The following is a 19,513-nucleotide window of genomic DNA, read 5'->3' as shown; positions in this document are numbered from 1 at the left end:
GAGCAGCGTGACGCCGAGGGTCACCAGGGGCAGGTTCATCGCGGGCGGTGCCCTTCCGGTGAGTGGCCGGTGCGTGGGTCGGGCACCGGGCTCAGGCCCGGTGGCACCCGGGTGGCGAGTTCCAGTTGCGACTCGCCGACGCCGAAGGCGGGCGGGATCGCCTCGCCCGCCATGTAGAGGCGTTCCGCGACCCGCCGGGGCAGCGGGAAGTACCGGAACCTGCCGTGCACGCGCCCGTCCCCGGCCGGCGGTTCCGCCTCGAACCGGCAGACGGTGACGAAGCGGTAGTCCTCGCGGCCGTACGAGTCGACGACGGCGATCTCGGTGATCCGGCGTGCCCCGTCCGCGTGCCGGGTGAGCTGGACGATGACGTCGACGGCGCTGTTGATCTGGTCGTGGATGGCCACGAACGGGAGCTCGACCTCGGACATGGAGCTCAGCGTCTGGAGCCGCATCAGCGCGTCCTCCGCGCTGTTGGCGTGGACGGTGGCGAGCGAGCCGTCGTGGCCGGTCGACATGGCCTGGAGCATGTCGAGGGTCTCCCCGCCGCGGGGAGTTGCGTACGAGGTCGCGGATGGTGATGCGGCCCTTGCCCTCGACGTTGGCGGGGCGGGACTCCAGGGTGATCACATGGGTCTGCTGGAGCCGGAGTTCGGCGGAGTCCTCGATGGTGACGATGCGTTCGCCGTCCGGGATGAGGCCGGACAGCGCGTTGAGGAGGGTGGTCTTGCCGGTGCCGGTCGCGCCGGAGACGATCACGTTGAACTTGGCGCGCACCAGGCCCGCGAGCAGCATCAGGATGTGCTCGTCGAGGGACCCGAGGCCGATCATCTCCTGGAGGGTGAAGGCGCGCGGGAAGCGGCGGATGGTCAGCACCGGGCCGGTCAGGGAGAGCGGCGGGATGATGACGTTGACGCGCTCACCGCTGGGGAGCCGGGCGTCGACCATGGGGTTCGCCTCGTCGACGCGGCGGTTGACGGTGGAGACGATGCGCTCGATGGTCTGCATCAGCTGCTCGGTGGAGGAGAACCGCAACGGCAGCTGCTCGAGCCGGCCGTCGCGTTCGACGAAAACCTGCTCGGGGCCGTTCACCATGATCTCGCTGATGGACGCGTCCTCGAGGAGCGGTTCGAGGATGCCGAGGCCGAGCGCCTCGTCGACGACCCGCCTGATGAGGTGGGAGCGCTCGCCGGTCGACAGGACGGGGCCCTCGCGGCTGATGATGTGGCCGAGTACGCGCTCCAGGCGGACGCGGCGTTCGGCGGCGGCGAGGGTGGACATCTCCGCGAGGTCGATCTCCTCGAGGAGCTTGGCCCGGTAGACACCGACGAGCCGGCTCTCCTCGCTCTGGCCGTTCGCCGGCTCGGGGCCGTCGATGCGCTGGATGCGTGCGCGCAGGCTCATCGTGTCGACTCCCTGTCGAGGGGCATGGTGGCGGACTTGGTGACGGTGCCGAAGCTGATGCCGGGGACCACGCCGGGAATGGTGACCGTCACGTCGGCGGTGACCGCGTCGCCGTCCTGGCCGGTGGCGACGGAGGCGTCGAGCCAGGAGCTGAGCGCCTGCTGCCCCGCGGCCTGGGGACTGGTCGTCGCCTCGTCCTGCGCGGCCACCCGCGCCGCCGCGCGGGCCGCGGTGCCGGCCTGCTGGGCCGCGTACACGGCGAGGCCCACCTGCACCGCGATCGTCATCACGAAGAGCAGCAGGAACAGCCAGCCGCCGTATTCGACGGCGCTCTGGCCGCGGTCGTCCCGGAGGTCCCGGCGTCTCATGGCTCGGCCCTCCACTCGGCCGCCGCGCCAGCCCGGCCCTTGACCGTGATCGGGAGGTTGACGCCGGGGAAAAGCAGCGGCACCTCCAAGGAGACCTCGGCCTTGTACAGGTCGCCGTCCGGCCCGCACGTGACGGCCGCCGACCAGCCGCCGGTCAGGTCCTCCTCCGCGGCCGCCGCGCAGGCCGCCGCGCCGCCGCCCTCCGCCCGCGTCCCCGCGGCCACCGCCTTGTCCGCCGCGTTGCCCGCGAGCACGAACGTGTAGCCGACGAGTGCCGACTGCCACAGGACGGCCAGTGTCACCAGGATGATCGGCACCATGCCGGTGAACTCGATCACCGACTGGCCGCGGTCGTCCCGTATGCGCGGGGCGGGCGTCTTCATTTCGTGCGCCCGTGCCGGCGTCCGGCCCCGAAGCGGCTCTGCTTCGTGTCCCCCTGCACGTCCTTGACCAGCCCGAGCTCGCCCGCGAGGGCCCACATGGCCTGCTTGACGGAGGATTTGGCCTCGAGGTCCTGCATACGGCCCGCGTCGACGGCGCCCTGGAGCTCCTTGAAATTGGCGGGGATCGCCGTGCGCGCCACCCTCGTGGAGGTGATCTTCGAGACGAGCTGCGGCTGGATCTCCGTGGTCCGCGTGTGGCGGTTCACGACGGTGATCGTCTCCTCCGCCTTGCGGATCTGGAGCCGGTCCCAGAGCCGCACCATCCGCTTGGTGGCCCGTACGGTCACCACGTCCGGCAGCGTCAGCAGCAGAGTGGTGTCGGCCGACTCGATGGCGGCGGCGTTGGCGGTGTTGACCTGGGTGCCGCAGTCGACGACCACCGTCTCGTAACGCTGCCGCAGGGCGCCGAGGGTCTGCCGGACGAGGCGGTCACTGATGTCCTCCGCGCGTTCGCCCTCCGCGGGGGCGAGGAGGAGGGCCACGCCCGTCTCGTGGTTGAAGACGGCGTCCTGGAGGACCCGCGCGCCGATGTCCCGGATGGCGGCGAGGTCCACGATGGAGCGACGGAACTGGACGTCCAGGTACGAGGCGACATCACCGCCCTGGAGGTCGAGGTCGACGAGGGCGACGGAGTGACCGGAGGCCGCCGACGCCAGGGCGAGCTGGATCGCCGTGACGGTCGTGCCGACGCCGCCCTTGGCACCGCTCACGGTGACGACGGTGCCGCCCGGGCCACCGAACGCCGCCTCGGGACCGTGGCCGAGGTGCCGGCGTACGCCCGCAGCCCAGCCGGCCGCGGCCTGGACGCGCTGCGCCAGTTCCTCGTACACGAGAGGAAGGGCGACGAGGCCGCGGGCGCCGGAGTCCATGGCCGCCGAGTACAGGCCGGGGCTTGTGTCGGCGGTGACGAGCACGACGCCGACGGCCGGGAAGCGCAGGGCGACGTCCCGGATCAGCTCGAGGGCGGGCAGCGGCCCGATGCGTTCGTGGACCAGGACGACTTCCGGGAGTTCGTCGAGCGACTCGGCGGCGAGCCGGGCCAGCATGTCGACGAGCGAGGTGGAGTCGCCGACCGGCGGTGCCGGTTCCGCGTCGGGGAGCCGGCCCAGCAGGCTCACGACGGACCGGGCGGCGTCGGGGTCGCCGACGGCGGGGAGGATACGCGTCGTCATCCGGCCCTCACTTGTTCTTGTCTTCTGAGAGGTCGTAGCTGCCGTCGCCGGGCCGCAGGGTGGTGGGGCTCCCGTCGGGCAGCAGGGCCAGGCGCACATGTTCGGCGAAGGACTCGGCGTAGGCGACGCGCTGGGCATCGGCCGTGTTCAGCGCGAAGGTGATGGGCACCGCCTCGCGGGGGGTGTTGGTACGGTCGCCGCTCCTGCGTTCGAGGGCGGTGAGCTCCCCGACGTCGATGACCTTGGCGTTCGCGACGATGAGCCGGGACTGGTCGGTGCCGGAGTCGTCCTGCGCGGCGAAGGTGGCGAAGATGTTGACCAGGTTCCCCGGCCGGATCTTTCCGGCCACGCCGGTCGCCGCGTCGATCATGATGGCGATCTCCTGCTGGCCGCTCTCCAGCGCCGGCTTCTGCACGATCATGTCGCTCTGGAGCAGTGATCCGCTGCGCAGTTCCGTCACGGCGATCTTGCCACGCAGTACGCCGAGGTCGGTCACCGCGCTCCGGGACAGCCAGCGTTCGGGTATCGAGACCTTCTCGAACTGCCCTGCGTCGAGCGGCGTGTAGGGGGCTATGTCGCTCTTGACGCGGTAGGCGGTGGTCTCGGGTCCGACCTTCGAGTTCACGTCGGCGATCACGGTGAGCACGCCGGCGAACGCGGCGATGCCGCAGACGACCGAGAGCAGAATCAGGAGAACGCCGCGGCGCTGCCGTGAATTCATGGGTGGGACGACCTCGTTCGATGACGTGGGACGAATGGGGCGGACGGTGCGGGTGCAACAGGCACGGCGAGGGCGGTCGGTGCGGTGGGCGACGCGGCCGGGGCGGCCGCCGGGGTGGTGGTCACGGCAGGCAGCCGGTCGTGGCCGTTCATGACCCCGCGGTCAGCGCCCTGGTCGCCCCGGTGCGGCTCGAGGCGGCCGTGAGCGGGGCGGAGCAGAAGCCGCAGCGGTCACCGATGAGTTGGATGCCGCACCATGTGCACACCTCTCGCCGTACGGATGAGACCAGTTGGTAGAGGACCGAGATGTCGGGGAGGAACGCGGCGAACTCGATCAGCCGTCCCGTCCCCCACCAGCGCGCCGACTCCTCGGGCAGCGGAACCTCGTGGAGCTGCTGCACGCGCCAGGCCGGGGCGAGGGTGCCGGTCACCCACTCCGACTGGAGCTGCCCTCTGGCGAGGATCAGCTGGGTGGCGAAGTCGGGCCCTGCCAGGTGGCCGCCCCCGCCGACCTTGACCATCTGGGGCCGGGGGCCGGCCAGCACACCGAACTGGGTGCCCGGCATCCACGACCTGGCGTGGGAGGTGAGGCTCACCGGGATGCGGTCGAGCCTGGCGACGGAGCCGAGCAGGGCGCCGGCGTAGATGTAGTGGGAGAGCAGCCGGGCGGCGGAGGCGATGACCCCGGCGCCGAAGTCGCAGATCGACAGCTGCCTCAGCTGCCGGGCGAGTACGGCGACGCCGAGCGGCGGCAGGTCAAGCTTGAGAAGGGCGATGCGGTCGCTCTCCAGCACGGCGCGGACCGTGTGCAGCCGGCGCTGGTGGGCGGCGGGGAGCGAGGCGGGGTAGAGGCCGACGACGTAACCGTGCTGCTCGAGCAGGACGCTCATGTCGCTGAGTGCGGCGTCGAGGGGCACCTCGTCCGGCGGGTGGAGCAGGGCGGCGGTGGGCGTCTGTTGATCGGTGGGCGGTAGCACCAGGTCGGCGCTGGTGACTGCTATTGCGGTCGGCACGCTCGTTCCCCGTTCAGCTCCGGACACCGGGGTGTCCGGCGGCCGCAGATCCCTACTGCTCCGTGCTCCTGCTGCTGGTGCTCGCTACTCCGTGTTCCTGCATGAGCACTCTAGCCACCACCACCCGGGCAGTGAACACCGTTCCGGGGACCAATCACTGCCAGAGGTCTTGACAACCTGATTGGTCTGGACCAGTTTTTACGCCCAACGGTGGCCACCGTCCGCAAGCCCCATCCCCACCCCCCAACTCCCCCACCGGAGGCCGCAAGTGGACCGCACCACACGCTCACGGAGATGGCCGGGTCCGTCCTGGAACCGCCCGGCGCGATCCGGCAGGAGGGCCCTGGGCGCCGGCCTGGCGCTCGCGGTCGGCACCGGGCTGACGCTCATGGGCACCGCCGGGACCGCGCAGGCCGCCGACGTCAACGTCGCGAAGAACGCCGGCTTCGAGTCGGGCCTCACCAACTGGTCCTGCTCCGGCGGCAGCGGCGCCGCCGTCTCCTCCCCGGTGCACAGCGGTGCCTCCGCGCTGAAGGCGACGCCCGCCGGCCAGGACAACGCCAAGTGCTCGCAGAGCGTCGCGGTCCGGCCGAACTCGACGTACTCGCTGAGCGCGTGGGTGCAGGGCAGCTACGTGTACCTGGGGGCGAGCGGCACCGGGACGACGGACGTGTCCACCTGGACCCCGGGCGGCAGCAACTGGACGAAGCTCACCACGTCCTTCACCACGGGCGCCAACACCACGTCGGTGACCGTCTACACCCACGGCTGGTACGGCCAGGCCGCCTACTACGCCGACGACGTGAGCGTCTTCGGCCCCGACGGCGGTGGCGGCACCGACCCGGACCCGGTGGTCCCGTCGGCGCCCGCGGCGCCCACGGTCGGCGCGGTGACGTCTTCCTCCGTGGCCCTCAGCTGGGGCGCGGTCTCCGGCGCGACCGGCTACAACGTCTACCGCGACGGCGCCAGGGTCCAGTCCGTCTCCGGTACGTCGGCGACGGTGACCGGCCTCTCCGCGGACACCTCGTACCAGTTCCAGGTCACGGCCACGAACTCGGCGGGCGAATCGGCCAAGTCGGCCGCGGTCACCGGCAGGACCGGCCCGACGGGCGGCAACCCGGGCAACCCCGCGGTGCCGAAGCACGCGCTGACGGGCTACTGGCAGAACTTCAACAACGGCGCCACCGTGCAGAAGCTGCGCGACGTGCAGGCGCAGTACGACATCATCGCGGTGTCGTTCGCCGACTCCACCACCACACCGGGCCAGATCGTCTTCAACCTCGACCCGGCCGTGGGATACGCCTCCGTCGCCGACTTCAAGGCGGACATCGCCGCGAAGAAGGCCGCGGGCAAGTCCGTGATCATCTCGGTCGGCGGCGAGAAGGGCAACGTCACCATCAACAGTGACGCGTCCGCCACGGCCTTCGCGAACAGCGCCTACGCGCTGATGCAGGAGTACGGCTTCAGCGGGGTCGACATCGACCTGGAGCACGGCATCAACTCGACGTACCTGACCAAGGCGCTGCGCCAGCTGTCGCAGAAGGCGGGTTCGTCGCTGGTGCTGACGATGGCGCCGCAGACCATCGACATGCAGAACACCGGCACGGAGTACTTCAAGACCGCGCTGGCCGTGAAGGACATCCTCACCGTCGTCAACATGCAGTACTACAACAGCGGCTCGATGCTCGGCTGCGACGGCAAGGTGTACTCGCAGGGATCGGTCGACTTCCTGACCGCACTGGCCTGCATCCAGCTCGAGGGCGGCCTCGACGCCTCCCAGGTCGGCCTCGGCGTCCCGGCCTCCACCCGCGGCGCGGGAAGCGGCTACGTCGACCCGTCGATCGTGAAGAACGCGCTCGACTGCCTCACCCGCGGCACGAACTGCGGTTCGTTCAAGCCCGCGAAGACCTACCCCGCTCTGCGGGGCGCGATGACCTGGTCCACCAACTGGGACGCGACGGCGGGCAACGCCTGGTCCAACGCGGTCGGACCGCACGTCCACAACCTGCCGTAACCCTTGGTCCCCGTACCGGGCCGTACCGCCGCTCCCCCGGCGGTACGGCCCGGTCGGTGCTCACCGCCTCCGTGCGGACGCGTACGTCACCAGGGCAGTTCCCGCACCTGCTGGACGCACAGCACGACGAACAGCAGGCCCGCCGCGGCCAGCATCACGTTGCTGAGAATGCCGTTGCGCCACTCGGCGGGAGTGCGTGAGGAGTTGAGCAGCCAGATCAGGGTGAGCGCCAGGAACGGCATGAAGAACGCGCCCAGCACGCCGTAGGCGACGACGAGGCCGAACGGCTGGTCCAGGAAGAGCAGCGTGATCGGCGGGAACGTCAACCAGAGCAGATACGCCCTGAACGGCAGCGAGCGCTCCTTACGGCCGGCCGCCACCTCCTCGACCGTGCCCTTGTCGACGGGAACGCCCTTGCGGTCCAGCTGGAGCCGCTCGACGAAGTCGGCGAACATCAGGCTGACGCCGTGCCACACGCCGATCAGGGACGAGAACGAGGTGGCGAAGAAGCCGACCAGGAACAGCTTGGCCGTCACCGCGCCGTACTTGTCCTCCAGGATCGCCCCGAGGTCGATCAGCCCCCTGTCGCCCTTGGTGAGGGCGAGGTGCGAGGCGTGCAGCAGTTCGGCGCCGACGATGAGCATCGCGACGACGAAGACGCCGGTGGTGATGTAGGCGACCCGGTTGTCCAGGCGCATGACCTTCATCCAGCCGGTGTTGGTCCAGCCCTTGGCGTTGACCCAGTAGCCGTACGCGGCCATGGTGATCGTGCCGCCGACACCGCCGATCAGACCGAGGGTGTAGAGCAGCGACCCGTCGGGCAGCACCGGGGCCAGGCCCGCGAACGCGGCGCCGATGTCCGGCGTGACGCGGATCGCGACGTACACCACGACCACGAACATGATGCCGATGAGCACCGTCATGACCTTCTCGAAGACGGCGTACCGGTTGAACCAGACGAAGACCAGGCCGATCAGGCCCGTGAGGACCGCCCACGCCTTGAGGCCCGGGCCGTCCGGGAACAGGGCGACGATGGGCAGCGCGCTGGAGGACATCGCGGTGGCCCCGTAGACGAACCCCCAGACGACCACGTAGATGGCGAAGTAGACGGTGGTCCACTTCCCGAGGGACCGCCAGCCCTCGAAGAGGGTGCGCCCGGTCGCCAGGTGCCAGCGTCCGCACGCCTCGGCCAGCGAGATCTTGACGACGCAGCCGATGACGGCGGCCCACATCAGTGTGTATCCGAACTTGCTGCCCGCGATGAGCGTCGCGACCAGGTCTCCGGCCCCGACGCCGGTCGCCGCGACGACGATCCCGGGCCCGATGTACTTCCAGCTCGACTTGCGCGGTACGGACAGGGTCCCGTCCGCGTCCTGCTCGGTGGTGCCTGCCATGGCACAGCCGCCTTCCACTCGTCCCAGGTGATCGCTGTCACCAAAGCGCCGCGCGGGTGATCGCGCAAGGGGCAGTGCCGATCCGGCGGTTGCGAGGAACGGCCGAAGGTCTCCTTGACCCGAGCATGTCACGCCGACACGATGTGCTCGAACACCGGCACAGACCCGCACGTCGCACCTGAGCACCCCCCACAACTCCCCACCCAGGAGACAGCATGCGACTTCGCATACGTGCGAACCGGAGGAAGGCCGCCACCCTCGCGGCCGCCCTCGCGCTCGCGGTGGCCGCGCCCATCAGCGCCGGCGCCGCACCGTCACCGGACCGGCCGGCACCCGCCGCCGCCGAGGACGAGCAGATCAGGCAGTACCGGATCCACGGTCCCGACACCGTCGCCGACCGCACCGCCATCGCCCGCACCGGTGTGTCGATCGACGAGGCCGACGACCACACGGTCGTGGTCAGCGCCACCGCCGCGGAGGCACGGCGGCTGCGCGCCCTCGGACACACCCTCGATGCACTGCCCGCGCCGCCGCGGCACCGCACGGCGGCGGACGTGAAGCCGTTCGACTTCCCGTCGGCCGACTCCCGCTACCACAACTACGCGGAGATGACGGCCGCGATCAACCAGCGCGTGGCACAGCACCCGGACATCATGAGCAAGCGAGTCATCGGCAAGAGCTACCAGGGCCGGGACATCGTCGCCATCAAGATCAGCGACAACGTGGCCACGGACGAGAACGAGCCGGAGGTCCTCTTCACCCACCACCAGCACGCCCGCGAGCACCTCACCGTCGAAATGGCGCTCTACCTGCTGCGCGAGTTCGGCGAGGACTACGGCAGCGACTCCCGGATCACGGGCGCCGTGAACGGCCGCGAGATCTGGATCGTCCCGGACCTCAACCCGGACGGCGGCGAGTACGACATCGCCACCGGTTCCTACCGCAGCTGGCGCAAGAACCGGCAGCCCAACTCCGGCTCCTCGTACGTCGGCACGGACATGAACCGCAACTGGAACTACAAGTGGGGCTGCTGCGGCGGATCCTCGGGCTCGACCAGCTCGGAGACCTACCGCGGCAGGGCCGCCGAGTCCGCCCCCGAGGTGAAGGTCGTCGCCGACTTCGTCCGCAGCCGCGTGGTCGGCGGCAAGCAGCAGATCGCGACGGGCATCGACTTCCACACGTACAGCGAGCTGGTGCTCTGGCCGTTCGGCTGGACCAACGCCGACACCGCCCCCGGCATGACCCAGGACGACCGGGACGCCTTCGCCGCGGTCGGACGGAAGATGGCCGCGAGCAACGGCTACACCGCGGAGCAGTCGAGCGACCTCTACATCACCGACGGTTCGATCGACGACTGGCTGTGGGGCAGTCAGAAGATCTTCGGGTACACCTTCGAGATGTACCCGGCCGGCTTCGGCGGCGGCGGCTTCTACCCGCCCGACGAGGTGATCGAGCGCGAGACGAGCCGCAACCGCGACGCGGTGCTCCAACTGCTGGAGAACTCGGACTGCATGTACCGCTCCATCGGCAAGGAGCAGCAGTACTGCGCCTGACCGTTCGAGGACCGGTGCCGCGCGGGACGCCTCCCGCGCGGCACCGGCACGTCCGGGCACGAGTCCGTCCGGGGAGCGCAATCCCCCCGGACCCGCGAAAGGCAATCTTTCCAAAAGCGTCACAGGTGCTGCGCACCGCCTCCTGGAGCCGCCGTTAGCGTTGCTCGCCGACCGGCCCAAGCACGCTCACGTGAACAGGTCGCCGATGTCCTTGGCGGCGTAGTCAGCACAGGAAGAAGCACATGGACTACTGCTCCTCATGCCGTCGGCACCTCAACGGCGCCCTGGTGTGCCCCGGCTGCGGCGCGTACGCCCCCGACATAGCCCCGCCCGCGCACCCCGCGGGGGCCACGGCGGCAACGGCCGCCACGACCTGGGAGCCGTACGGGGCGGAGGAGTTCCCCGCCCGGCCGGAGGCCGCCCCGGTCACCGGCGGAGACAGCGCGACGGCCGCCGGCACGTCCACCGGACAGGGCCGTGCCGCCCGGCGGCGGCAACTGGCCCGCTGGAAGAAGAACAAGCGGCGGGCCGCCGCGGGCACGGCGCTCGCGATCGTCGGCGGCGCGCTGACGATCGCCGCGCTGCCCACCGACTCCGGGAAGGGCGGCGCGAGCGCGGCCGCCGCACCGGACCCGGTGGTCCCCGACGAGGCCCGGAAGAGCCGGCCCGTCGCGGCCCCCGCAGAACCGGGAGAACGCGCCACGAGGTCTCCCGAGCCACGGCCGTCCGAGACCGCCGCCTCCGCCCCGCGGACCGCGCCGGCTTCGTCGGCCCCCACCGCGGCGCCCGACCGGGCCGTGCCGGCGCACACCGTGTCCGCCGCCCCCGAGGCCCCGCAGGCCCGTCCGACCAAGGCCCCCGCCTCGCCGGTCACCGAGCCGGCGACCACGGCGCCCACCGTACGGCCGACCCCCACCGCGCCCGCCACATCGGGCTCCGGGGCCGACGAGCCGCAGACCCGGCCGGCCGACACGGCGACGACCTCCCCGACCCAGGTGTGCCTGCTCGTCCTCTGCCTCGGCTGACCCGGAGCCCTCCGCCGGGCGTCACATGCCGGGGCTGCCGCCTCGGTAGTGACCGAGCGTCAGGGCGAGCTGCTGCGACCACTCCCGGAGCTTCTTCTGACGGCCGGCGCCGACCCGGCACTCATGGAACACACCGTTCCGGTGCGTCACTCCGACCAGCAGGCACAGACCGCGGACGGTGTGGTGGACGGCGTGGACGTCCTGCCAGGCGAAGTCGGTGACGACGTCCCGCTGGTCGAAAGAGACACCCACCGCGTCGACGAGAACCGCGTTGTCCGCGTCGGCGGCGACGAACTCGGGCCCCTGGGGCGCCGCCGGGTAGGCGGGCGGGGCCGGCGGACTCCCGGGGTAGGCGGGCGGAGCAGCCGGGTACGCGGCCGGGGCCGGCGGGCCCGCGGGATACGCGGGCGCCACCGGCGGGAACCCCGGCCGGGCCTGCGTCAGCGGGACCGTCGCGTGCGGCCGGTCCGGGTCCCATCCGGGGAGCAGGGCCGCCATCGCCCGGCGCAGCTCGTCCTCGGAACGGACGTCGTACAGCGGCATCAGCTCGGGGCCGGACCCGAACTGCCAGACGGCGCCGGTCCGCTTCACGACGAGGTCGGGCCCGTTGCCGTACGTCATCGCGGACGTGTCCCCGTCCAGGTACGCGTCCGGCTGGGTGCTGACCGAATAGGCGTACCCGATGTCAGTGATCCGCCGCTCGGCATGCCGTGGGCCGTACCTGCCGCGGACCCAGTCACGCACCTGTTCGTATGTCAGCACGCGCCGACTCTAGTCCCGGCGGCGCGGCGACGGCGAAGCCCGTCCTCGAGGCACCTGTCCGAGAGCCTCCGCACAGGAGGACAAGGAGGGCCGGCCGGCCGAACAGGCCCTCGTCCAGGGCAGGTTGGTTGAACTGTCGGATGCGGTGACGCACACTTCTGCTGTCGCGACGGGGGGAGCGGTGCCATGACGGGGATCGACGACGGGGTGCGGCTTCTGCCGCTGAGCGGTGACGATCCGCAGCGGCTGGGCCGCTACCGGCTGCTGCACCGGCTCGCGTCCGGCGGTATGGGCCGTGTCTATCTGGCACGGGGCCCCGCTCAGAAGCTCGTCGCCGTCAAGACGCTCCTCGCCGAGGGCACCGTCAGCGATGTCGACCGGCGCCGGTTCGAGCGGGAGGTGCGGCTCGCCCAGCGCATCGACAGCGACCACACGGCCAAGGTCATCGACGCCGACCCGGCGGCCGAGCGGCCCTGGATGGCGATCGAGTACATCGCCGCGCCCTCGCTCGCCGAACTGGTGTCACGAGCCGGTACGCTGCCCGCCTCCGCCGTCCGATGGGTCGCGGCCGGCACCGCGCACGCGCTCGTCGCCCTGCACCGGGAGGAGATCGTCCATCGGGACGTCAAACCGCAGAACATCCTGCTGCCGTTGGACGGCCCGCGCCTGATCGACTTCGGCATCTCCCACGCCAACGACATCACCCGCACCACCCTGACGCTCGGCACCATCGCCTTCACCTCGCCCGAGCAGGCGCGCGGCGAACCGTCGACCACAGCCTCCGACGTGTACTCGCTGGGCGCCACCCTCTTCCATCTCACGGTCGGCCGCCCGCCCTACCCGGAGGGCGAGGACACCCTGCGGCTGCTGGTGAGGGTGCAGCGGGGCGAACTCGACGCGACCGGGCTCGGCAAGGAGCTGAAGCCGCTGATCCTGCCCTGCCTCGCGGCGGACCCGGCCGAGCGGCCGAGCCCGCAGGACGTGCTGGAGCTGTTCCTGGCGGAGCTGGAGCGCCGGCCGACGTCGACGAGCGGAGCCCGCTGGCTGCCGCCGCGGTGGACCTCGATCATCAGGGCCTACGAGCAGCAGGGCGATGAACTGCGCCGCGGCGGTGAGGACACGGCAGCCCTCTCGCCCGCACCGCCCGACGCCCCGACCGTCGACCAGCGCACCCGTGCCGTGCCCCCTCCGGACGCGACCCGCGTCTACACGCAGACCCGCGAGGCACGGCTGCAGCGTGCGGAAAGGGCGCGGGCGGACCGGGAGGCACGGGCCGCCCGGACACGGGAGGCGGGCGCCCGGGCAGCGGCGGAGGCCCGCGGGCGGCAGACCCGCGGTGCGGCGGCTCCCGCCCGGGCCACGAGCGGGCGCACGGTCCCGGCGCCTGCCGGGAACCCGCCCGCTGGGAACGCCCCCGGTGCCTCCAAGGGCACCGGCCTCGTTTCCTTCTTCGGCCGGGTGGTCCTCGGCATCATCGGGGTCGTCTTCTTCTTCAACTACATCGCGCCCGCCATGTTCGACAACTCAGGGAGCGGCTCGGGGACGTCGGGCTCCCCCTCGTACCGCTACACACCACCGCCCACGCCCACCCGTACCGCGAGCGCGGAGGACCGCGTCTTCGCCGCGGTGCGCGGCGGCGACTGCCTCAGCGCGTACAACAACGGCGGTGGATGGAGCACCCCGCTGCCGGTCCGGGTCGATTGCGACGCCGGGGACGCGTACGTGCGCGTCGACTCGGTCACCGACTCGGTGAGCGACTGCCCCAGAGGGCCGGGCCGGCACCTGTGGGCGCGCTTCCTGCAGGCCGACCTGAAGAGCCGGGTGCTCTGCGTGAGCCGTCAATTCCGCAAAGGCCAGTGCTTCGTGGCCGAGCGGTCCGGCGACAACATCACGGACGCCGAGGTGATGGGCATCTGGAACTGCAGCGCCGACAAGGTGCCCAAGGGGTACAACGAGGTGCTCCAGATCACCGGCTACTACAAGAAGACGTCCAACTGCCGCGAGGGCGCCTACGACCGGAACATCTACTGGTCGTGGGACGTCGACGACGGCAGGAGCACGATCTGCGTGACAAGCGCCTGACCCCGGCACACAGGCGGGGCCGGACGGCCGGACGCGCGTCTGTCCGCACGTCCGCCGGCTCCGGCCCCGCCTTTCCGTTGCCGGCTAGACGACCAGACTCAGCGCCGCGGCGACAGCGAAGCCCGCCACCGACAGCACCGACTCGAGGACCGTCCACGACTTGAGCGTGTCCCGTTCCGAGATGCCGAAGTACTTGGCGACGATCCAGAATCCGCCGTCGTTGACGTGCGAGGCGAAGATCGAGCCCGCCGAGATCGCCATGATGACGAGCGCGAGGAACGCCTGCGAGTGGCCGCCGTTCTCGACGAGGGGCAGCACTATGCCGGCCGTGGTGACGATCGCGACCGTCGCCGAGCCCTGCGCCACACGCAGCACCAGGGAGATCAGGTAGGCGAGCACGATGATCGGCAGGCCGACGTCGTTGAAGGTGTCGGAAAGGGCCTGCGCGACACCGCTCGCCTTCAGGACCGCGCCGAACACACCGCCCGCGCCGACGACGAGCAGGATGTTGCCGACCGGCTTGAGGGACTGTGTGGACACCGACTCGAGCGACTTGCGCGACCAGCCGCGCCGGATGCCGAGCAGCCAGTACGCCATGACCAGCGCGATCGTCAGGGCGACGAACGGGTTGCCGAAGAACTCGACGACCGAGCGGAGCGTGGACTCCTCGAGCGCGATGGAGGAGAACGTCGCGGCGAGGATCAGCACCAGCGGCGTACCGATGATGGCGAGGACGGTCCCGAGCGCGACCGGCGCCTCCTGCGGCTGCCGGCCCGTCGCCGCCTGCTCGGCGGCGACGGCGGCCTTGGCGTCCTCCGCGGCCTCCAGCATGTCCTGCGGGACCTCGACGAACAGCCGCTTGCCGATCCATGCGGCGTAGCCCCAGGCGGCGATGACGGCGGGGATGCCGACCACGATGCCCATGAGGATGACCCAGCCGAGGGAGACGTCGAACAGGCCGGCGGCGGCGACCGGACCGGGGTGCGGCGGGAGGAAGGCGTGGGTCATCGACAGACCGGCCAGCAGCGGCATGGCGTAGAGGATGATCGACTTGCCGGAGCGCTTGGCGGCCGCGTAGACGATCGGCGCGAGGACGAAGATGCCGACGTCGAAGAAGACCGGGATACCGAAGATCAGGCCGGTGAGACCCATGGCGAGCGGTGCCCGCTTCTCGCCGAAGAGATTCAGCAGGCGGGACGACAACACCTCGGCCCCGCCGCTGACTTCGAGGATCGCGCCGAGCATCGTGCCCAGACCGATGATGATGGCGACGTGGCCGAGGATGCCGCCCATGCCGGACTCGATGACCGAGACGGCCGCGGACTTCTGCACCGTGCCGAAGAGTTCGGTGACCGAAAGGCCCGCCGCGAGGCCGACGGATATGGAGACGGCGAGCAGCGCGACGAACGGCTGCAGCCGGACCTTGATGATCAGGACGAGCAGCAGCGCGATACCGAGCGCGGCGACGGTCAGCAGACCGGCGGTGCCGTCGATGAGGGTGAGCAGTCCGCCTGTGTGCGGTGTGGGTGGCGGGGGTGCGTCAGCGGCGAGGAACATGGGAGCGTCCGTTCAGGGGATTTCAGGCGGATCCAGGCGCTTTCTGCCTGTTTTCGGCAAGGGGGGAGCGCGGCACGGCGCTCCGGGGAGCAGCGCCGTGCCGTGGTGCGGCGGGGGGTTCAGGAAGATCAGCCCAGGACGGCCAGGGCGTCGATCTCGATGAGCAGGCCGGCGGGGAGGCCGACGTAGACGGTCGTGCGGGCGGCGGGGGCGACCGTCAGATCCTTGAAGTACTCGTTGTAGATCTCGTTCATCTCGGCGAAGTGCGCCGTGTCCGTGAGGTAGACGCGGATCATCATCACGTCGTCCCAGCTCGCGCCGCCCTCCTCGAGGATCGCCTTGACGTTGGCGAAGGTCTGGAGGGTCTGCTCACGCAGGGTGGGGCCGGCGGGGGTGGGGGCCTTGCCCTCCTCGGCCGGCAGGAAGCCGACCTGACCGGCGACCTGGAGGATGTTGCCCTTGCGCACGCCGTGGGAGAACTTGGCGGGCGGCGCGGTGTGGGTGCTCGGGGTGAGGGCGGTCTTCTCGGTCATGGGCGTTCTTCCTGTCGGGGTGCTTGTCCTGAGTACTCCCGGCTGATGGCGTCGGCGGTGCGGCGCACCAGCGGGAGGAGGGTGAGGAGTTCGTCGGCCGTGACGACGACGTTCGGTGCGGACACCGACATGGCTGCGACGACCCGGCCGTCCGCACCGCGGATGGGGGCCCCGATGCAGTTGATGGACTCCTCGTGGCCACCCAGGTCGGTGGCCCAGCCCTGTTCGCGCACGGTCGCCAGCTCCTTGAGGAAGGCGCCGGCGTTCGGGATCGAACGGGACGTGTACATGGGGAAGTCGAGCTTCTCGGCGAGTGCGCGCCGCTCGGCCTCCGGCAGATCGGCCAGCAGCAGCTTCGCCACGGCCGCGACGGTGATCGCGACGGGCTTGCCGATACGGGAGTACATCCGCACCGGGTAGCGGCTCTCGACCTTGTCGATGTAGAGGACCTCGCTCTCCTCGTACACGGCGAGATGGACGGTGTGCCCGATCTGCTCGTTGAGGGCGACGAGATGCGGATGGGCGATCTCGCGTACGTCGAGGTTCTCCACGGCCTCCTGCGCCAGCGCGAACAGGCGGGCGCCGAGGCGGTAGCGCTGGTCCTGCTGACGGTGGACGAGGCCGTGCTCGTGGAGGGTGCGCAGCAGCCGCAGCGCGGTGGACTTGTGCACGCCGAGGCGGTCGGCGACCTGCCCGAGGTCGGCCGGCCCCTCCGCGAGCAGCGGAAGGATGCTCAGCGCACGGTCGACGGTCTGGCTCATGGTGTACGTACCTCCTGGTCCTCCCCCGTCCACCCGGGGCCGAGGTGCAGTCTCCCCCAGGCCTCGTCGTCCAGGGCGACGAGCCTGTCGGCGTGACCGGCGGCGGGCGGCGGCGCCAGGTCCCCGGGGACGGTGAGTGCGGCCGCGGCCCACAGGTGCCCGTGCCGCAGGCGCTGCCGCGCCGTGAGCCCGCGGAGCGTGGCGGACAGGAACCCGGCGGCGAAGGCGTCACCGGCGCCCACGGGGGCGGTGACGGTGACGCGGGGGGCCGGGACGGTGGTGACGACGTCGGTGCCGGGGTCTGTGCCGACGCCGGGCTCCATGCCGGCGGCAGGCTCCGTGCCGGTGCCGAGGGCGGGGAGCCGCTCCGGGCGACGGGTGAAGGACACCGCTCCCGCCGCGCCGCGCTTCACGACCACCACCGACGGCTGCGGCAGCGCCGCGCGGATCGCGTCCGCGCCCCGCACACCCCACGCCTCCTCCGCCTCGTCCTCACCGACGAACACGATGTCCGCCCCGCGGGCCAGCTCCAGCAGGACGTCCGCGGCGGACGGATCGCGCCACAGTCCGGGCCGGTGGTTCACGTCGAAGGAGACGAGCGGGCCGCCGTCGCGCCGGGCCGCGAGGTCGCGCATCAGGGCGAGGCAGTCGGGCGAGAGGGCCGCCGTGATGCCGGAGAGGTGCAGCACGCGGCCGGACCGCACCGCGCCGGACGGCACGGTGTGCGGGGACATCGCCGACGCGGCCGAGCCCGCCCGGTAGTAGACGACCTCGTGCGCGTCCGTCGCCCGGTCGGTCGCCGTACGGAAGTAGACGCCCGTCGGGCGTTCCCGATCGCGGGCCACCGCCGAGGTGTCCACCCCGTAGGCGGCGATCGCCGACACGAGGTGGTCGCCGAAGCCGTCGGCGCCGACCCGGCCGACCCAGCGCGTGCGGTGTCCCGCCGCGGCGAGCGCGCATGCCACATTGGACTCGGCGCCCCCGATGCCGCGGACGAAGGACGGCACATCGGCGAGACGCCCTGCCTGAGTGGGCAGGAACGTGACCATGGACTCGCCGAGGCAGACGACGTCCACGGGTCCGTGCACGCTCGCGGTCATGATCGCGTGGGCTCCTCGCTGGGTCGGTCGCCGGGCCCATTGACCCCGCGTCGGCTCGGATGTTAGACAGCCTCAAGCGAAATACGCAATGGGCGTTGCACATACTGCAACGCGATGGAGGAGGGCTCCCATGGCTGCCGACAACGCCGTCGCACGGCTCGCCTACGAACCGGCCGATCACCGGTTCAAGGCGCTCCCGCCCGACGCCGAAGGGCTCACCGTCGGGGAGTTGGCGGCCTCCCGCCGCAATCTCTTCACCGGCGGCTTCACCACCCCCGTCCTCGCGCTCTCCGCCGAGTCCGTCGAGCACAACCTCGCCCTGCTCGAGACGTACTCGGAGCGCCACGGCCTCGCCTTCGCCCCGCACGGCAAGACCTCGATGTCCCCGCAGCTCTTCGCACGCCAGCTGGAGCGCGGCGCCTGGGGCATCACCGCGGCCGTCCCCCACCAGGCCCGGGTCTACCGCGCCTACGGGATCCGGCGGATCTTCCTCGCCAACGAGGTCGTCGACGCGGCGGCCCTGCGCTGGATCGCCGGCGAGCTCGACACCGACCCGGCCTTCCGCCTCATCTGCTACGTCGACTCCGTCCGCGGCGTCGAGCTCATGGACGAGGCCCTGCGGGGCGTCTCGCGCCCCCTCGACGTCGTGGTCGAACTCGGCGCCGGCGACGGCGCCCGCACCGGAGCCCGTACGGAGGCGGACTGCGCCGCGGTCGCCGACGCGGTGGCGGCCACCGGGACGCTGCGCCTGGTCGGCGTGGCCGGTTACGAGGGCGAGGTCCCCAAGGCCGACGGCGACCGGGTACGCGCCTGGCTGCGGCGGCTGGTGGCGATCGCCGCGGACTTCGACGGCTCGGGCCGTTTCGCCGGCACCGACGAGATCGTGATCAGCGCGGGCGGCAGCGCGTGGTTCGACGCGGTCGCCGATGTCTTCGCCGAGATCCCCGAACTGTCCCGCCCCGTGCTGAAGCTGCTGCGCTCCGGCGCGTACGTCTCGCACGACGACGGCCACTACCGGCACCTCACGCCCTTCAACCGGGTCCCCGAGGAAGGCGCGCTCCGGCCCGCGTTCCGCCTGTGGGCCCAGGTCGTCTCCCGGCCCGCCCCCGACCAGGCCTTCGTCAACGCGGGCAAGCGGGACGCGGCGTACGACCTGGACCTCCCGAACGCCCAGGTCGTCCGCGACGCCCGCACCGGCGACATCCGCCCCGCCGACGGCATCACCGTCACCGGCCTCTCCGACCAGCACGGCTGGCTCGCCACCACCCCGGAGGCGGACCTGGAGGTCGGCGACTGGGTGGGGATGGGGCTGTCGCATCCGTGCACGTCGTTCGACAAGTGGCAGCTGATTCCGGTGGTGGAGGGGGACGGCACGGTGACGGACTTCATCCGCACGTTCTTCTGACCTGCGGGGCCGTTCCCCCACCCCGCCCCTTCCCCAAACCGGGGCAAGCCCCGGCCCCCGTACCGCCCTGCGTGCGGCGTACCGCGCTTCGCGCGGTGCCCTCGAACTCCCCCTACGGCCTGGCGGCCGTGGGAGGTGCCCCCAGGCGGGCTGAAGTTGCCTGCCAACTTCAGCCTCGCCGGCGTTTGAGGCGCGGGGGTCCGGGGG

Annotated in this window: 16 protein-coding genes and 1 pseudogene; 5 read left to right on the top strand and 12 right to left on the bottom strand. The window is 71.5% G+C overall.

What is annotated here, in order from left to right:
* Positions 1 to 35: 35 nt before the first annotated feature.
* The 6 genes and pseudogenes from ACTMTU_RS14870 to ACTMTU_RS14845 form a co-directional block, all read right to left on the bottom strand.
* A pseudogene (locus tag ACTMTU_RS14870) lies at positions 36 to 1,404 on the bottom strand (CpaF family protein).
* Positions 1,401 to 1,772 (bottom strand): TadE/TadG family type IV pilus assembly protein, encoded by a 372-nt coding sequence (locus tag ACTMTU_RS14865; RefSeq protein ID WP_441263954.1) that lies wholly within the window; start codon positions 1,770 to 1,772, stop codon positions 1,401 to 1,403. Before ACTMTU_RS14865 ends, ACTMTU_RS14870 begins: the two are co-directional and overlap by 4 nt.
* Positions 1,769 to 2,155 (bottom strand): pilus assembly protein, encoded by a 387-nt coding sequence (locus ACTMTU_RS14860; RefSeq protein ID WP_441263953.1) that lies wholly within the window; start codon positions 2,153 to 2,155, stop codon positions 1,769 to 1,771. Before ACTMTU_RS14860 ends, ACTMTU_RS14865 begins: the two co-directional genes overlap by 4 nt.
* Positions 2,152 to 3,387, bottom strand: coding sequence for an AAA family ATPase (locus ACTMTU_RS14855; RefSeq protein WP_441263952.1), 1,236 nt, complete (start codon positions 3,385 to 3,387; stop codon positions 2,152 to 2,154). The genes ACTMTU_RS14860 and ACTMTU_RS14855 overlap by 4 nt, the downstream gene beginning before the upstream one ends.
* A 7-nt stretch (positions 3,388 to 3,394) precedes the next feature.
* Positions 3,395 to 4,108, bottom strand: coding sequence for a Flp pilus assembly protein CpaB (gene cpaB, locus ACTMTU_RS14850; protein ID WP_441263951.1), 714 nt, complete (start codon positions 4,106 to 4,108; stop codon positions 3,395 to 3,397).
* A gap of 148 nt (positions 4,109 to 4,256) precedes the next feature.
* The gene (locus ACTMTU_RS14845) at positions 4,257 to 5,120 is read right to left on the bottom strand and encodes a hypothetical protein (protein ID WP_441263950.1); all 864 of its coding nucleotides are present in this window, start codon (positions 5,118 to 5,120) and stop codon (positions 4,257 to 4,259) included.
* A 268-nt stretch (positions 5,121 to 5,388) separates the two neighbouring features.
* Between ACTMTU_RS14845 and ACTMTU_RS14840 the strand changes: the two genes are divergently transcribed.
* Entirely contained in the window at positions 5,389 to 7,134 is a 1,746-nt protein-coding gene (locus tag ACTMTU_RS14840; RefSeq protein WP_441263949.1) for a chitinase, read from the top strand.
* A gap of 86 nt (positions 7,135 to 7,220) precedes the next feature.
* On the opposite strand, the gene ACTMTU_RS14835 is transcribed toward ACTMTU_RS14840, so the two are convergent.
* The gene (locus tag ACTMTU_RS14835) at positions 7,221 to 8,528 is read right to left on the bottom strand and encodes an Nramp family divalent metal transporter (protein WP_441263948.1); all 1,308 of its coding nucleotides are present in this window, start codon (positions 8,526 to 8,528) and stop codon (positions 7,221 to 7,223) included.
* 215 nt (positions 8,529 to 8,743) lie between these two features.
* Between ACTMTU_RS14835 and ACTMTU_RS14830 the strand changes: the two genes are divergently transcribed.
* On the top strand, positions 8,744 to 10,081 hold the full coding sequence (locus tag ACTMTU_RS14830; RefSeq protein ID WP_441263947.1) for a M14 family metallopeptidase: 1,338 nt from the start codon (positions 8,744 to 8,746) through the stop codon (positions 10,079 to 10,081).
* Positions 10,082 to 10,323: 242 nt separating this feature from the next.
* Positions 10,324 to 11,106 carry an SCO2400 family protein gene (locus ACTMTU_RS14825; RefSeq protein WP_441263946.1) on the top strand — a complete coding sequence of 261 codons (783 nt, stop codon included), beginning with the start codon at positions 10,324 to 10,326 and terminating at the stop codon, positions 11,104 to 11,106.
* 21 nt (positions 11,107 to 11,127) lie between these two features.
* On the opposite strand, the gene ACTMTU_RS14820 is transcribed toward ACTMTU_RS14825, so the two are convergent.
* Positions 11,128 to 11,868, bottom strand: a complete 741-nt coding sequence (locus ACTMTU_RS14820; RefSeq protein ID WP_441263945.1) for a hypothetical protein — start codon at positions 11,866 to 11,868, stop codon at positions 11,128 to 11,130.
* Positions 11,869 to 12,054: 186 nt separating this feature from the next.
* On the opposite strand from ACTMTU_RS14820, the gene ACTMTU_RS14815 reads away from it, so the two are divergent.
* Complete coding sequence (locus ACTMTU_RS14815) at positions 12,055 to 13,950, top strand: serine/threonine protein kinase (RefSeq protein WP_441263944.1); 1,896 nt, start codon at positions 12,055 to 12,057, stop codon at positions 13,948 to 13,950.
* Between the two features lie 84 nt (positions 13,951 to 14,034).
* On the opposite strand, the gene ACTMTU_RS14810 is transcribed toward ACTMTU_RS14815, so the two are convergent.
* The 4 genes from ACTMTU_RS14810 to ACTMTU_RS14795 form a co-directional block, all read right to left on the bottom strand.
* Positions 14,035 to 15,507, bottom strand: a complete 1,473-nt coding sequence (locus tag ACTMTU_RS14810; RefSeq protein ID WP_441263943.1) for a GntP family permease — start codon at positions 15,505 to 15,507, stop codon at positions 14,035 to 14,037.
* 128 nt (positions 15,508 to 15,635) lie between these two features.
* Positions 15,636 to 16,040, bottom strand: coding sequence for a RidA family protein (locus tag ACTMTU_RS14805; RefSeq protein WP_441263942.1), 405 nt, complete (start codon positions 16,038 to 16,040; stop codon positions 15,636 to 15,638).
* Positions 16,037 to 16,801, bottom strand: coding sequence for an IclR family transcriptional regulator (locus ACTMTU_RS14800; protein ID WP_005312701.1), 765 nt, complete (start codon positions 16,799 to 16,801; stop codon positions 16,037 to 16,039). The genes ACTMTU_RS14805 and ACTMTU_RS14800 overlap by 4 nt, the downstream gene beginning before the upstream one ends.
* Positions 16,798 to 17,901, bottom strand: a complete 1,104-nt coding sequence (locus tag ACTMTU_RS14795; protein ID WP_441263941.1) for a sugar kinase — start codon at positions 17,899 to 17,901, stop codon at positions 16,798 to 16,800. Before ACTMTU_RS14795 ends, ACTMTU_RS14800 begins: the two co-directional genes overlap by 4 nt.
* A 130-nt stretch (positions 17,902 to 18,031) precedes the next feature.
* On the opposite strand from ACTMTU_RS14795, the gene ACTMTU_RS14790 reads away from it, so the two are divergent.
* A complete protein-coding gene (locus ACTMTU_RS14790; RefSeq protein WP_441263940.1) occupies positions 18,032 to 19,306 on the top strand; it encodes an amino acid deaminase in 1,275 nt (424 codons plus the stop codon).
* The last annotated feature ends 207 nt before the right edge of the window (positions 19,307 to 19,513 follow it).

Source organism: Streptomyces sp. OZ13, from assembly GCF_052068155.1.
Classification (GTDB): Bacteria; Actinomycetota; Actinomycetes; order Streptomycetales; family Streptomycetaceae; genus Streptomyces.
Note: the sequence above shows the minus strand (reverse complement) of the source record. Positions and strands in the feature narration are given on the sequence as shown.

Bases quoted from the DNA above. Each gene is read 5' to 3' on its own strand.
- ACTMTU_RS14865 (WP_441263954.1), bottom strand. From the start codon at position 1,772: ATGAGACGCCGGGACCTCCGGGACGACCGCGGCCAGAGCGCCGTCGAA.
- ACTMTU_RS14860 (WP_441263953.1), bottom strand. From the start codon at position 2,155: ATGAAGACGCCCGCCCCGCGCATACGGGACGACCGCGGCCAGTCGGTG.
- ACTMTU_RS14855 (WP_441263952.1), bottom strand. From the start codon at position 3,387: ATGACGACGCGTATCCTCCCCGCCGTCGGCGACCCCGACGCCGCCCGG.
- cpaB (WP_441263951.1), bottom strand. From the start codon at position 4,108: ATGAATTCACGGCAGCGCCGCGGCGTTCTCCTGATTCTGCTCTCGGTC.
- ACTMTU_RS14835 (WP_441263948.1), bottom strand. From the start codon at position 8,528: ATGGCAGGCACCACCGAGCAGGACGCGGACGGGACCCTGTCCGTACCG.
- ACTMTU_RS14830 (WP_441263947.1), top strand. From the start codon at position 8,744: ATGCGACTTCGCATACGTGCGAACCGGAGGAAGGCCGCCACCCTCGCG.
- ACTMTU_RS14825 (WP_441263946.1), top strand. From the start codon at position 10,324: ATGGACTACTGCTCCTCATGCCGTCGGCACCTCAACGGCGCCCTGGTG.
- ACTMTU_RS14815 (WP_441263944.1), top strand. From the start codon at position 12,055: ATGACGGGGATCGACGACGGGGTGCGGCTTCTGCCGCTGAGCGGTGAC.
- ACTMTU_RS14810 (WP_441263943.1), bottom strand. From the start codon at position 15,507: ATGTTCCTCGCCGCTGACGCACCCCCGCCACCCACACCGCACACAGGC.
- ACTMTU_RS14805 (WP_441263942.1), bottom strand. From the start codon at position 16,040: ATGACCGAGAAGACCGCCCTCACCCCGAGCACCCACACCGCGCCGCCC.
- ACTMTU_RS14800 (WP_005312701.1), bottom strand. From the start codon at position 16,801: ATGAGCCAGACCGTCGACCGTGCGCTGAGCATCCTTCCGCTGCTCGCG.
- ACTMTU_RS14795 (WP_441263941.1), bottom strand. From the start codon at position 17,901: ATGACCGCGAGCGTGCACGGACCCGTGGACGTCGTCTGCCTCGGCGAG.
- ACTMTU_RS14790 (WP_441263940.1), top strand. From the start codon at position 18,032: ATGGCTGCCGACAACGCCGTCGCACGGCTCGCCTACGAACCGGCCGAT.